Source organism: Bacillus massilinigeriensis (assembly GCF_900117315.1).
GTDB lineage: Bacteria > Bacillota > Bacilli > Bacillales > Cytobacillaceae > Bacillus_BE > Bacillus_BE massilionigeriensis.
Map to the genome: position 1 here is coordinate 1,101,261 of NZ_LT630337.1, position 13,952 is coordinate 1,115,212.

A 13,952-nucleotide genomic window follows, 5' to 3' on the forward strand; every position below is an offset into this window, starting at 1 on the left:
GGATTCAAGCCCAACGCGAAGTAATTCATAGGCCTCTTTCCTAAATTGCACCGGAGCTAGTGTACGAGAAAAGTCTAAAATTGAATCAACCTACCGCCAGTGAAATCATAAGTATAAAAAACAAAAAGTGTATTGTGTCTCAAGTTCCTATCTATCAAAATGACAAAAAAGTAGCTATTATCTATAAAATTATTTATAAACAGCTAGACACCTGGAAAGATTTATTGGTGCATATGGAGCAGTTGGAGAATGAAATTTCCTTCTTTAAAGGAGAGTTAAGTAAGGTTTCGGGAAAATCAGATCCATTTTGCCATATTGTCACTACAAATAAAAGTATGGAAAATTTAAAGCAGGAGGCCATTATTGCGGCCAAATCATTCTCAAACATTTTAATCACAGGGGAAAGTGGAACAGGCAAAGAATTAATAGCTCAAGGAATTCACAATGTCTCCGGAAGAAAAGGTGCTTTTATTAAGGTAAATTGTGCAGCTATTCCACCGGATCTGTTGGAATCAGAATTTTTTGGTTATGCCGATGGAGCCTTTACTGGGGCCAAAAAGGGAGGAAAACCAGGAAAGTTTCAATTGGCTGACAACGGCACCCTCTTTTTAGATGAAATCGGTGATATGCCCCTCGCCTTGCAAGCTAAGCTCCTGAGAGTTCTTCAAGAACAGGAATTTGAAAAAATTGGTGACACGAAAACTACAAAAGTAAATGTTCGAATTATTTCAGCCACGAATAAGGATTTAAATAAGCTCATGGCCCAAGGGAAATTCCGAGAAGATCTCTATTACAGAATCCATGTCATTCAATTAAATATTCCACCATTACGAAACCGCCTTGATGATATCCCAATCCTTTGTAGTTACTTTGTCAGGAAATTCAATAATAAAACGAAAAAACATGTACAGGGTGTATCCCCAGCAGTAATCCAATTCTTTCAGAAATACCATTGGCCCGGAAACGTCAGACAATTAGAGAATGTTTTGGAAAGATCCTTTCATTTCAGTTACAAAGATCCCCATTACATCTGAACCATTGTTTGGTTCGGTGATTCCAATCGCTGCAATCTTTTCTCCTCTTATCGCCGGCTTTAAAAAACGCTCATGCTGATCCTTTGTACCAAATTTAAAAATTGGCGGCGTCGCCATATCAGTTTGGACGGCAATGGCCATGGGTAGCCCTCCGCAGCCACATTTATTCAGCTCTTCTGCAAAGACTAGTCCGGAAAAATAATCACCGCCCTGCCCGCCGACAGATTCAGGATAATGCAATCCTAGAAATCCAAGTTCACCCATCCTGGAAAAAACAGAACGTGGGAACTCTCCCTGTTCTTCCCATTCATCTACAAACGGCGCTATCTCTTTTTCTACGAATCTACGGATTGTCTTCCGCAGTTGGTCATGCTCTTCAGTAAAATATGGTTCATAGGGCATTCAAACTCACCTCTTTTAGTATTTGTTCTTCAATTTCAATTTCTAGCCTCAAAAAATGGGAGCCGAAACATTTTCCTAGGTTATCAAGACGGAGAGTAGCTGATCCGCCCCCTTCCAATGCATCCCGACAAACAAAATTCAATGCCTGGATATGAGGCAATTCATAGCGGATCACTTCACCCTGGACCAGTCCTGTTAAATGTTCTTTCACTCGTTCAGCTGTTAACTTACTTAATAAGATTTGATAGATTTCTTGATTTACAGCAAACACTCCAACATTTACTGAGTTTCCTTTATCACCGGAGCGTGTATGGGCAATTTCCTTCAATTTCACAAGAGCCATGTCTTACACCTCCAAGATTTCAACTTTCACATGACTTTCAACCTCTTCCCGCGGGATTAATGCAGACCACATTCCGAGCAAAGCTCTGGGAGCAGAATTTCCGGTAAATCCACTCATGGAAGGTGGGCCATTTAAAGCTATTGGCGGGAACAGACGGCTAAATTTGGCAGCCTCGTGCTTCGTCTCTGCCCTGACCACCATCCTTAGGAATACTTCATTTAATTCACTACTGTTGTCATGGGCCAGTGGACCGCTTAAGGAATTATAGCCCATATAATCCGTTCTGATTTCTTGATAACGAAGGCCGAATCTTTCCACCTGGCTACGGATAATTTCATCGACTTTCTTCGCCTTTAAGAGGCAATCTGGCCATGAAAAACCGACAACTACCTGAGCTGCATATCCATTTTCATATCCCATCACAGCTTTTAACATATCTGTCCTCGGGCTTCCTTTGACTCCAGTCACCTGTACTTGGTTCTCCCCGATATTTTCTAGTCTAACCTCGGTAAGATCCACAATCACATCGGGTGTAATATAGGCTGATGGGTCATGTATCTCATACAGCATTTGCTCCTTGACTGTTTCAACTGTCACTAATCCACCGCGATCCTCCACCTTAGTAATCATAAAATCCCCGTTTTCAGAAACCTCAGCAATCGGATATCCCATTCGGTCAAATCCTTCAATTTCCCACCATTTTCCGCTGTAGTTGCCACCGGTTGATTGTGCCGAGCATTCAAGCAGATGCCCCATAAAAACGCCGCTCGCAAGCTTATTCCATTCTTCCTCTCCCCAGCCAAATTCATAAATTAACGGTGCTAGGAACTGGGCCGTGTCCGTTGTCCTTCCTGTCACCACGATATCTGCACCATCCTGCAAGGCTTTTACAATGGGCTTGGCCCCGATATACGCGTTGGCAAATTCCAATTTATCTTTAACATCATCAATCGGCTTACCCGTTTCTAAATGGTTTAGCGAATATCCTTTTTCAAGAAACTCAGGGATTCTATCCAAAATATTGTCACCTGTTACGACAGCAACCTTTAGCCCTTCGATTCCCAGCTCTTTTGCCACCCGAAGGATCTCTTTCTGGGCTCCAATCGGATTGATTCCACCACCATTGGTTAATAGTTTTATCCCCTTTTCCTTTACAAAAGGAAGTAAGGCTTTCATTTGCTGGGGGATATCCCTTGTAAAACCGGCATTTTCGTTTTTTCGCTTGTCCTTGACCAGGATCGCCATGGTCAGTTCTGCCAATGCATCGAAACAAAGGTATTGGACGTTGCCGTTTTTAGCAGTTGCAATGGCTGCGTCAATGGTGTCCCCATAAAATCCCTGGGCAGCTCCTACTCTGACTTTTTTCATAAAATATTGCCCTCCCAAATTTAGTCAAGCTTTATTTTCACTAGACAATCCCCTTCTTGTACAAACTCTCCCTCAGCAGTGTTTATGGCTGCCACAACCCCGCTATGAGTTGCTTCAACCGGAATCTCCATTTTCATCGATTCCAAAATAATTAATACATCCCCTTCGTTCACCACGTCATTTTCCTTTACCTCAATTTTCCAAACACTTCCTGCCATGTTTGATAAAATGTCAACCATTATTAATCACTTCCTTTTAATAAAAAGAGTTTTCCAAAATATGTTTTACTTTCCCTTCCAAGACGGCGGACGTTTTTCCAAAAATGCGGTAGCTCCTTCCCTTAAGTCTTCGCTCATAAAGGATACCAGCCTTAAGGTTGTTAAATAATCAAATGCTTTCTGTTTATCCGTCTGTTCTGTATTGAAAAAGGCCTCTAGACTTAACCTGACAGCAAGCGGACTAAAGCTAGCCACTTGTTTGGCCAATTTCATTGTTTCATCCTCAAGCTCAGCTGGACTGACAACTCGATGAACAAGGTTAATTTCTTTTGCCTGTTCTGCAGAAAGGATATCCGCTGTAAGCATCAGCTCCAGCATTTTCCGCTCACCTACTGCCTGACGGACCCATGGCATGATGACAAATGGGACAAGCCCAAGTCTTAGTTCCGTTAACCCGAGCTTGGCTTCTGTGGAAGCAATCGCCAAGTGACACATTGCGACCAGGCCCGTACCTCCTCCCAATGCTGGCCCATTTACACTGGCAATCAGTGGGGTTTTTACTTCAGCACCGAGCCTAAATAATTCAGTACTCTCCAGTCCCTCTACATAAAGTTCAGGAGCTGTTTTCTCAAGATTTTTCTTAAATTCATTTAAATTCCCACCGGCTGAGAAGGCTTTTCCTGACCCTGTGAGAATAATGGCCCTTATATCGGGATTCTCATCTGCATACCTGATTGCTTGAACTAATTCCTGAGTAGATTTTTCTGTTAACGGATTTCTCATTTCAGGCAAATTCAATGTTACCTTTGCAACGTGATCAAACTCTTTATATAGGATGGTTTCGTGCCTAATCCTACTCACCTCTTCCCTTCCCTTATGGCCTTTCTTTGATTATCTTTTTATCTTGCAATAATCGTGCCAAGAAGGAACTTTGTTTACTAATAGCAAAAAACTTGAACAGTTTTTTTCTATTTGGAAAAAGGCTGTACACTTTTACATTCGGAGGTGAACAGTTGTTCAAAAAAGTTAACAAACTTGAAGAGACGCTAGTTGTGTTTTACATCATTATTCAAAAATACCGAATCAGAAATTAAATAATGGGATTTCTCTTAGGTGGATTTGTCTTTTGAAATATGAAAAACCGGGCGAAGACTGCTCGGCCCGGTCATTTTCTCTATTTATTATTAACAGCCAAAAGGCTGTACATGATTCGTGGGCTCCAATATCATTGTAAAGAAACCAATCTGTTCACCCATGAAACGTAGATAGTGTTGCAATATATACTGTCAGCCAATCCTCCAAATTCTCTAAACTTGTAAAATGGTCTGCTTGATCCTTCAGGTAATTCCTTGACGGACATTTGTTCCGTTATTTTAGTTTTTACCCTTTTATTTTTAAACTTTACGGACTCTGGTTCTGTTATTTAATCCATTTGATATGTTTTTCCTGTCTATTTCTTCTGATAGCGGAACGTGTGTCCGTTAGTGTTCTTTTGAGGTTGTTTTTATTGATTTAACAGAACCAGTGTCCTTAACTGCCATTCTACTACATATGGATAGGTCGGAACTGTGGCTGTCGCTTTTCTATAAAGGCAGCCACTCCCTCGCGATTTTCCTCTGTAGAAAAGGCAATCCCCTGCGCCATTCCTTCCTGGTATAAAACCTGTTCAATCGTCATATCTAAGCTTCTATTCAAAATCGACTTGCTTAGCCGCAATGCTGGAAGGGCACAGTCTGCCATTTCATTGGCCAAGTCGGTAGCCTTGTTGGCTAAATCATTTTCGGAAATCACCTCTAACACAATTCCATAATCCTTGGCCTCTTGAGCGTTGATTGTCTTTGCTGAGAACATTAAATATTTTGCCCGTTGCAAACCGATGATTCTCGGAAGATAGTAGTGTGCCCCCATATCAGGTACCGCACCTATTTTATTGAATACCATTCCAAACCTGGCATTTTCCGAGGCAAGGATGAAATCGGCAGCTAAAGCCAAACTGAATCCTGCCCCCATGGCAAACCCATTTACAGCTGCAATTACTGGCTTTTCCAATTGGTTAAGTCTTACTGCAAGATTTGTTGCTGTTTTCATCCAGTCTTTAACTTCTGAAGCATTCTTGTTCATTGGAAATTCCTTAATATTTCCTCCTACACAAAACCCTTTCCCGTTTCCGGTAATCATTACACTTCGGATTAATGGATCTTCTTCGACCTGCTTCAAAGCTTTCTCTAACCCATCGATTATTGAGGATGAAAGCGGATTTAATTGAGTCGGCTCATTTAAGGTGATCTTAGCAACTCCCTTTTCAACATTAAAAAGAACAGAATCTACAGACATCAACAACACACCCTTCAGATATTTCCAAATTCATAACCTATACTGTTAGTAAAAAAATTGATAATGGTTCAAACCATTAAGATTTGAACCATTTATCCCGTTCTTTATACCGGATTATTCGAGTAAAGATTTTGGTATTTTTCTCGTAAAACATGCTTTTGGATTTTCCCGGTTGTGGTCTGTGGAAGTTCAGAAACAATAACCACTTCTTTAGGCACCTGGAATGAACCAAGGTTTTGTTTACAGAACGAGATAATCTCCTCCTTCGACGCTTCCTCCCCAGGCTTCAATACGACAAACGCCGTTACCGCTTCAATCCATCGCTCATGTGGAATTCCTACAGCTACTGCATTAAGGACTTTCGGGTAGGAAAGCAAAACCTGTTCCACCTGGATGGAAGCAACATTTTCCCCGCCGGTCTTGATCATGTCCTTTTTACGGTCTACAAACACAAGAAGGCCTTCCTCATCTAAATATCCCAAATCTCCTGTATGATGCCAGCCAAATTGTTGAGCCCGTTTGGTTTCTTCCGGATTATTTAGATAACCTACCATGACATTCGGGCCGCGATGGACGATTTCACCAATTTCTTTTTTATCAAGGATATTTCCATTATCATCCATAATCGCGATATCAGTAATTAATGAGGCATTCCCCCAATAAGGCCCGGATTTCCTCAGTTGATCTTCCGGTTTAAAGACACATGTCGCCGGGTACATTTCGGTTTGTCCTGAACCAAGAGCAAATTCACAGCTCAGTTCTTTTATTCCTTTTTCAAGGGTATTCTTATCCATCGGAGCCATTGCGTATAAACAGTATCGCAAACTAGTTAAATCAAAGTCTTTAAAGGCAGGATGATAGAGGAAAGCCCGATACATCATCGGAAGGCCGAACATCCATGTAATTTTTTCCCTTTCGACGGTTTTCATAAACGATACCGGTTCAAATCCCGGAATAATGACCAACGTCGCACCTAAATGGAAAAAGGAAGTTACCAAGGTATGCTGAGCGCAATGGAACACAGGCATCATCAATGTGGCAATATCGTCCCTATTCATACCGGCTTCAATAATATTGGCAAGGCTTGTGATAAAGACTGCCTGGTGACTGATTAGAACTCCCTTTGGAGTGCCGGTTGTTCCGCTCGTAAACATAATTTGAGCAATATCTCGGTCAACAACATCAATTACGGGCTCATCTGTTTTATCGCTTTGGAGGGCATTTTCAAATTTTTCATTCTCAAGAGCACCCTCGCCAATGATGAGGATTTCTGGAACCATGCTTGACAGTTCCTCTTTTTTTCCTTGTATAAATACCTCATCACTTATGAGCACCTTCGCCTTCACTTCCGAAAGAATATAGGCCTTTTCATTAAAGGAAATACCTGGATTAAGCGGAACCCACACTAATCCCGCTTTGGCAATTCCAAAAATGGCTACAAGAAACTGCCACGAATTACCACAGATCGTTGCTACGGTGTCCCCTTTTTGTAAACCAAGATCTAGCAGGTAATGGGCAAAGCGGTTGCAATCCTCATTAAATTCTCTATAGTTCAATCGTTTGTCGCCTGAGATTACTGCTGTTTTGTTCGGAACTTTAGCAGCAGTCCGGCGAATTATGTCCCCTATAGCTACGCGATTTAAGATTGTAATTTCTTCCACTTAAACTCTCCCCCAATTTTTATAATATCTAAATTGCTTTATAAAATTAATTCCTTTTCCCATAGCTCACCTCCAAGCCGCTTCTGACATCCTGTTGAATCCCATATTGTGGTATTGGATACCTCAAGCCATTACGACTCAAGTGTTTCATTCCATCTATTGCCTTTATTAGATCATCAGGAGAAAGGGCCATTAACAGTTCGTCATCGAGAACTCCCCCATATCTTCTTTCCGCGTAACAAGGAATAGACAAACTTGGTTTTCTTGTTTTTAAGGCTCTGCCCCAGGAATCGGCACAGGACGACTCCCCGACAATACTCCAATCAAATTTTTGATAGTTTCTCCATTGTAGACCATTAATCAATAAAATCATTTGTCCCGGAGTCGCATAGATTAGACAAATATCCGGAGGGTCAAGCCTTCCTGAAACAAGCGGTGAAACAGCCATTGCCTCATACATACCATCTGGTACTACCTCCATTGCTTTTTGATGCTCATGGGCATCCTCTGTTGTCTCGTACCAAACCCCGGCATACTCTTTGCCTTCTAGCCATTTTTCATTTTGAGGATGAAGACCAATGACAGCCCCACACTGGGCCCCTGCTAAATCTTCATTGGTAACTCCAACCGTCCACCCAAGTCTGGCAGCCTGTGCAACGATTTGATCGGTTGTATGTACTTGTTTCGGTCGTCTTATTTTTGGAACCGCTTCCATTTCCTCGCATGTACAGAACAATTTCATTCCAATTGGGACCGTCTTAATTTTTAAAAGCTCATGCAACTCCGAAACAATTGCCTTCCAATCATACACTCTATTCGTTCCCCCCTATAAAAAAGACCCTTGTCTTGTAAAATGCTATAGTATACAAGTCACTAACCTCATAATATGCAAGAATTGTGCCAATATGACTTTCCCTATCATCTGATATTCAAAGAAATGAAAAAAAACTTTACATCTTTTTTTTCTTGTCAATTGTTCTAAAAATGGTACATGTGTACAGTTTTTTATATAGTGGTGAACTTCTATAAGAAGTATCTATTAATAAAATAAAACCCCATCTTTCAAATCGGATGGAGTTTGAGTTATACTCATAGTTCTTTATAAACAACTAAACTTTAAACGCATGAAACCACAGGAACTAATTATTTTTCCTCATATCCTGAAAAATGCCCATTTCTATCAATTACTAGTAGTAGAAAACTCAATTCCAAAATTGAAAAGATCCATTATTGAAACCATTATTTCAATCTTAAACCATAAGTTGATTTTTACTAACTTCGAAGGCTGCTCACCAGCCTTTCAGTCAAACACCTATTATAAAGCATACGGCTTTTACGGGATGATTCATGAATGGATTAAAAGTAATTATCAAATTTCTCCAACCCAAATTTCTAAGGATTTAATTACGATTTTAGCTATTGATAATTCGAAGGCTAATATTCATTCGTAATCCTTATTATCACAGTTTTTTAGAAATGTGAATGTCATTAGAATGATTTGTCTTCCCCAGCCCATAGGGTATTAATTTAGAAATGCTTGTCATTGCAAAGTGTGGATCCTCAAATCATTAGAAGTTTACCTTTTGACTTCTTGTTATTCCAAAATAATATTCTGATTGATTTCTTTTAGTTTAGTTAACATAACTATATTATAGTAAAATAAATGAAGAGGATATCCATTCTCAATATTTATTAATAATTGCATATATATTTCACAATTGAGGTGATTTTAATGAAGAAGTAATTTTTTCTTCTTACATATCTTTTCTTTGAAAACAAATCGTAGATAGCAAATTCAATATCTCACAGCATTTCTTTTCTTATATAGTTTTCTTAAGTTCCTCAATTTCTTTTAAGTTGAGTTTAGTTATCTTTGCAATTAGATCTACCGCGAGACCTTCTTTTAACATTTCACGGGCATCTTCTATTTTTGCCTCGAATTTCCCTTCTTTTCTACCCTCTATTCTTCCTTCTTCTCTTCCCTTCTCTCGCCAGGAATTCGGCAATTCAATAATCTGTTCTGCTTCATTTGGATTCAACTGCTTAATTTCTTCCATTAATTCTTCCTCCTCACTTTCAGTTAAGGATAAATACGTTTCAAAAAAACCGTTTATTAATTCTGCTCTTGCAGGGTCTAATTTCATTTTGACCAACATTCGTAAAAATTCCTTTTTTACTTGGACTCGTTCTTTTTCCGTATAACCCATTTTACTCAGTAGAGCAGCAGCCACTGGATTATTGGTATTTAAAAAAAAGCGCCAATTCATTTTCCTTAATTCTAATATAAGAAAAACAAAAATTAAAACATGAAAAAATGGGAAAGACATCCTGAAACTATTCTTTTCATCTCGAATCTGATCATAAGAAAATATTGCAATCGGTAATATGGGCTTTCTCTCTCTGCTGTAAAGTAAACAAAAATACTGAAACATTCTTTCATGGAAGTTTGGCTGTGCATAGCTTTGTGGTTCGACATGAATAATGATAAGTGTGTCTTCATTTTTTAATTTTGTTTCAATAATTATATCAGCCCTACGGCTCTCCCCCTCAAGCAAATCTGTAAACATTTCTTCAGGTAGCGCTCTAATGGAAGAAAAATCAATGTGCTCATAAACAGCTGGGAAAAAGGCTTCTAGAAACTCAGCAAAGAAAGTATGGATTAGTTGTTTGAATAATTGATCATGGTGAATGTACGGATTGGGGTTTTCGTGGAGTAGCATTGCCATATTAACACATCCTTTGAGGAAAAATTGAAGAGGAAAATATTAGGGGATTACAACTCAGGAATATTCTAACAAATACCAATTGAATCCGCAAATAGATTTGTCCACGTTAGGTTCGTACCGGTCAAAAATCGTAATAAAGGAACAAGAAGTGAAGCACAATTACTTTTTACTTCTTTAAATGGTTTGCTAATTATATAAAAAAACTATCCAGGTTTTACACCGGAGCAATCACTTGACCACATTATGATGCTTGTGAATGGATCCATTGGACAAATATCTTCCTAGATATCCCTTGTTTAGGTTGAAAATAACTAGTACCAGTTAATAATATTTGGAGATTTTTTAACATATCCGCGATAAATTTAATTTTTACGCGATTATTTTGATATATCCGCGATAATTTCATTATATCCGCGATTTTTACCATATTTCCGCGATAAATTCGATATATCCGCGATGATCAAAATCCAAGTGAAAATTCCAATATAACTACAACAAATATTACAATCACTAACCCTATCAACCCAAAAAAACAAGCATCTTCCCCAACCTGAAAGATACTTGTTTTTTCTATATTTGCCCAAAGTTAAAGTTCGACTTATCATCCAAGGGTCTACTGCACAGTCGTAGCTTCCTTCAACCTATTCTTCAATATTTTCCCCACAGCATTACGCGGCAATTGGTCCACGAAGCTGACCTTTTTTACCGTCTTATAGGAGGCAAGCTTTTCCTTACAAAAAGCAATGACATCCTCTTCAGATAAGCTAGCATCTGCGGCTTTGACAATATACGCGTGTGGAATCTCACCCCATTGCTCATCTGGTATCCCAACAACCGCAACGTCGGCAATTGCAGGATGTAAGCTTAGCGCTAACTCTAATTCAGCAGAATAGATATTCTCTCCACCACTAATAATCATATCTTTTAGACGATCTACCACATACAAAAATCCATCTTCATCCAAATAGCCTAAATCTCCAGTGTGAAATTCTCCATTTTGAACGGCTGCATGGTAAGCTTCTTCATTTTTATAATATCCGGAGAAGACCTGCGGGCCACCAATGACAATTTCCCCGACCTCACCCGGTGGTAACGTTTCCTTCGAATCTATATGAGCAATCCGCAATGTCCCCTGAATGACTGACTTGCCCATTGAATCATACTTATCAGCATTTTGAGACTCTTTCCAAAATGTTACCGCACCTGTATATTCCGTAATTCCATACACTTGCTGAATCGGAATACCCAGCTTTCTAAATCCTAGAATGAGTGGTGCTGGAACGGCAGATGCACCACATGTAATATTGCGAATAGATGATATATCAGGTTTTAACATTGGATACGTTTTCAACAAGAATGCTAGCATAGCTGGAACGGTCATCATCGTTGTGATGCGCTCTTTTTCTATTATTCTCCACGCTGCTCCTGGTTCAAAATCCTCCATTAAAATCATCGTCGCACCTGTATGTACATTTGTAATCAGCGGAGCAAAACCGCCAATATGGAAGAACGGAGCCACCATTAAGAATCGATCCTGCTCCCACCAATCGATAGTATGGGATAAACCTCCCGAAGCTGCTAGCAAATTGTTGTGCGAAAGTAATGCACCTTTCGGCTTACCCGTCGTACCAGATGTATACATGATTAAAATCGAATCATCTCCCCCTGAAGCATATAACGGCTCTTCTGCCCTACCATTCCAAATTTCATTAAATGAAGGAGATGTGTTCTTTGAAATAAACAATGTTGCAGGAATTTGACCCTCTAATTCATCAATAACTGACTGAAAAACCTCATCATATACGACAAGCTTTGCATCACTATGGGTAAAAATATATTGCAGTTCAGCCGGCTGTAAGCGCCAGTTGGCCAAAACGACAATAACACCTATTTTGGCAGCTCCGAAAAAGGCCGCTACGACGTTTTCATTGTTTTTGCAAAGAATAGCAATCTTGTCTCCCTTGGTAAAACCTTGCAGTTGCAGATAGGCAGCAAAGGAATTTGCCCTTTCATTCATTTCTTTAAATGAAATTCTCAAACCACCATGAATAAATCCAATCTTCTCCCCCATCATCACTGCTCGACTACGTAACAAACCTCCTACATTACTTCCCATCGCCCGTTCCCCCTTATTAGTTGCTAAAAGTTTCTTTTTGCAAAATCGGTAATTCTTCATATGGCTTAATCACTGCATATTGATAGGATAAAAATAACTCCTCCCAAAGAAGCTCCCAGTTTCTCGCGGCCTGTTTATTTTCCTTTGTTGGCACTGCCACTAGGTTTTGAGTCATAATTTTGCGAATACGCTCACTGTATCCAAGGATTTCAGACTCTGCTAAATGTGGAAACATCGTTTTTAAAATTTCATTTAAGGAAAATTGCTTTTGCATTTTAAAGAGATCACGATAGATTTGGGCTAGTAGTACATTTTTCGGTCCTTCCCAAAGTTCGTTAACCATACTATCGCGGTAAAGTCTTGGAATCGAAGAAAACTCCTCAATTGCCCCATGCCCTCCAAATATGGAAATAGCTAGGCGCAATTTTTCCACCGCTTCTTTAGAGGCATAAATTTTCTGAAGTAAAACTAATTCACGTAAAGCAAAACCTTCTAGCTCATTAAGTGTATCCTGCTCATGGAACATTTTATAAATAGCAAAAGCTGTAGCGGCCATCCGTTTAGCCGCATCCTCTAAATCATCTATCTGTGCTGCAGCCATTGGAAATTCATCAATTTTTCGATCAAACACATGACGAAATTGGGCATATAGCTTCGCCTCCCGTGCTGCGCGCATCACAAATGCCGCACTTGAAAAGCCGATGTCTAAACGGGAACGTGTAAGGACAATACTCACTGCTAATGCTACCCCACGATTTTGCGGACCGACTCGATAAGCAATTGCACCGTCATAATCAATCTCTCCTGAAGGAAGTTCAGTCGTACCGAGCTTCCACTTCAAACGATTAATACGGAAATGATTGCGAATCTCTTTTTCTTTATTTCCAGGAAGCCAGGAAGGGACAATAAATACGGCCACATCCTTGGTTCCATCAACACGTGCTGTCACAACGGAATAATCAGCATGTACAGCGGAACAGAAAAATTTATTTCCATATAATCTATAATAAGCGCCATCAGGTACTGCCCGAAGGATATTCGCGGGAATATTGGATCCCCCTTGTATTTCCGACATAAATTGTGCGCCAAGGGCGAAATCTCCGTTGATTCCTTCCTTTGTATGGGTATGAATTTTCCTAACTTCCTCAGGTAGTTCATCATAAAACTCTTCAATCAAAGCAATGAGGCCATCTGTACAAGCCAGTGGACAGGTAATCCCTGCCTCCCCATTCCCATGTAAAAAATAACGCTTGATTATTCCTTCATAAGGAAGCTGCTTCGAAGAAAACAAACCCTCACCAAATACCTCTTCTGTGAGTTTGATAGCCTCTTGGGGACGCACGACACGATCGATTCGATTATTGTAGGCATCGTAATGACGGAGCTTCGGATGATTTTCTGGTCTAGCAATCTCATTAGTTGCCATTCGCCATTTGGTCGACAGTTTTTCAACATATGGTCGAAGCCTCTCCTCCACCTCTTGCCAATCCGCTCCGACAGTTTTTTCTAAAACTTTTAATAAAAATGGATTGTCAAAATCACTCAGCTTATCTCTCACTTCTAAAAATGGTTGAAAAGTATAACTTACAGAATCTTGAACTTTTTCCACCAAACCACCACCCTTTTGCAGAAAATTCTAACATCATCCGCGAAAAAAGTAAACACTGTTTACCATTTTGAATAGCTGTAACAAAACTATTTTGTTTTAAATGATCGAATAAATAGATGTCGGCAAAAGAAGATTACTGGT

General features: G+C 39.7%; 13 protein-coding genes. 2 read left to right on the forward strand and 11 right to left on the reverse strand.

From position 1 onward, the window contains the following. The first annotated feature begins 80 nt into the window (after positions 1–80). On the forward strand, positions 81–1,034 hold the full coding sequence (locus tag BQ6100_RS05610; protein ID WP_075980733.1) for a sigma-54 interaction domain-containing protein: 954 nt from the start codon (positions 81–83) through the stop codon (positions 1,032–1,034). Here the strand turns inward: BQ6100_RS05610 and BQ6100_RS05615 are convergent. From BQ6100_RS05615 to BQ6100_RS05650, 8 genes are all read right to left on the reverse strand, one after another. Continuing rightward, entirely contained in the window at positions 975–1,436 is a 462-nt protein-coding gene (locus BQ6100_RS05615) for an acyl-CoA dehydrogenase family protein (protein WP_084780247.1), read from the reverse strand. The two genes, BQ6100_RS05610 and BQ6100_RS05615, sit on opposite strands and share 60 nt — an antisense overlap. Beyond that, a complete protein-coding gene (locus tag BQ6100_RS05620; RefSeq protein WP_075980734.1) occupies positions 1,426–1,779 on the reverse strand; it encodes an AtuA-related protein in 354 nt (117 codons plus the stop codon). Before BQ6100_RS05620 ends, BQ6100_RS05615 begins: the two co-directional genes overlap by 11 nt. Positions 1,780–1,782: 3 nt before the next feature. Then, a complete protein-coding gene (locus BQ6100_RS05625; RefSeq protein WP_075980735.1) occupies positions 1,783–3,147 on the reverse strand; it encodes an acyclic terpene utilization AtuA family protein in 1,365 nt (454 codons plus the stop codon). Between the two features lie 20 nt (positions 3,148–3,167). Next, positions 3,168–3,386: a biotin/lipoyl-binding carrier protein gene (locus BQ6100_RS05630; RefSeq protein WP_075980736.1), complete on the reverse strand. Its 219-nt coding sequence runs from the start codon at positions 3,384–3,386 to the stop codon at positions 3,168–3,170. Between the two features lie 45 nt (positions 3,387–3,431). After that, positions 3,432–4,226 (reverse strand): enoyl-CoA hydratase/isomerase family protein, encoded by a 795-nt coding sequence (locus BQ6100_RS05635; protein WP_084780249.1) that lies wholly within the window; start codon positions 4,224–4,226, stop codon positions 3,432–3,434. Positions 4,227–4,910: 684 nt separating this feature from the next. Beyond that, entirely contained in the window at positions 4,911–5,699 is a 789-nt protein-coding gene (locus BQ6100_RS05640; RefSeq protein ID WP_075980737.1) for an enoyl-CoA hydratase/isomerase family protein, read from the reverse strand. 104 nt (positions 5,700–5,803) lie between these two features. Then, positions 5,804–7,360: a class I adenylate-forming enzyme family protein gene (locus tag BQ6100_RS05645; protein ID WP_075980738.1), complete on the reverse strand. Its 1,557-nt coding sequence runs from the start codon at positions 7,358–7,360 to the stop codon at positions 5,804–5,806. Positions 7,361–7,406: 46 nt separating this feature from the next. Further along, positions 7,407–8,171, reverse strand: coding sequence for a DUF169 domain-containing protein (locus tag BQ6100_RS05650; protein ID WP_075980739.1), 765 nt, complete (start codon positions 8,169–8,171; stop codon positions 7,407–7,409). Positions 8,172–8,484: 313 nt separating this feature from the next. Here BQ6100_RS05650 and BQ6100_RS05655 point away from each other — a divergent pair, with 313 nt between their 5' ends. Beyond that, entirely contained in the window at positions 8,485–8,811 is a 327-nt protein-coding gene (locus BQ6100_RS05655; RefSeq protein WP_075980740.1) for a TetR-like C-terminal domain-containing protein, read from the forward strand. 369 nt (positions 8,812–9,180) lie between these two features. On the opposite strand, the gene BQ6100_RS05660 is transcribed toward BQ6100_RS05655, so the two are convergent. The 3 genes from BQ6100_RS05660 to BQ6100_RS05670 all read right to left on the reverse strand — a co-directional run bounded on the left by BQ6100_RS05660 (position 9,181) and on the right by BQ6100_RS05670 (position 13,811). Then, complete coding sequence (locus BQ6100_RS05660) at positions 9,181–10,086, reverse strand: RpnC/YadD family protein (protein WP_075980741.1); 906 nt, start codon at positions 10,084–10,086, stop codon at positions 9,181–9,183. A 613-nt stretch (positions 10,087–10,699) separates the two neighbouring features. Next, entirely contained in the window at positions 10,700–12,202 is a 1,503-nt protein-coding gene (locus tag BQ6100_RS05665; RefSeq protein ID WP_075980742.1) for a class I adenylate-forming enzyme family protein, read from the reverse strand. Positions 12,203–12,218: 16 nt separating this feature from the next. Then, entirely contained in the window at positions 12,219–13,811 is a 1,593-nt protein-coding gene (locus BQ6100_RS05670) for an acyl-CoA dehydrogenase family protein (RefSeq protein ID WP_075980743.1), read from the reverse strand. Between the last annotated feature and the right edge of the window lie 141 nt (positions 13,812–13,952).

Excerpts from the sequence above, each read along its gene's own strand:
- BQ6100_RS05640 (WP_075980737.1), bottom strand. The coding sequence starts at position 5,699 with ATGTCTGTAGATTCTGTTCTTTTTAATGTTGAAAAGGGAGTTGCTAAG.
- BQ6100_RS05665 (WP_075980742.1), bottom strand. The coding sequence starts at position 12,202 with ATGGGAAGTAATGTAGGAGGTTTGTTACGTAGTCGAGCAGTGATGATG.
- BQ6100_RS05625 (WP_075980735.1), bottom strand. The coding sequence starts at position 3,147 with ATGAAAAAAGTCAGAGTAGGAGCTGCCCAGGGATTTTATGGGGACACC.
- BQ6100_RS05630 (WP_075980736.1), bottom strand. The coding sequence starts at position 3,386 with ATGGTTGACATTTTATCAAACATGGCAGGAAGTGTTTGGAAAATTGAG.
- BQ6100_RS05620 (WP_075980734.1), bottom strand. The coding sequence starts at position 1,779 with ATGGCTCTTGTGAAATTGAAGGAAATTGCCCATACACGCTCCGGTGAT.
- BQ6100_RS05660 (WP_075980741.1), bottom strand. The coding sequence starts at position 10,086 with ATGGCAATGCTACTCCACGAAAACCCCAATCCGTACATTCACCATGAT.
- BQ6100_RS05615 (WP_084780247.1), bottom strand. The coding sequence starts at position 1,436 with ATGCCCTATGAACCATATTTTACTGAAGAGCATGACCAACTGCGGAAG.
- BQ6100_RS05655 (WP_075980740.1), top strand. The coding sequence starts at position 8,485 with ATGAAACCACAGGAACTAATTATTTTTCCTCATATCCTGAAAAATGCC.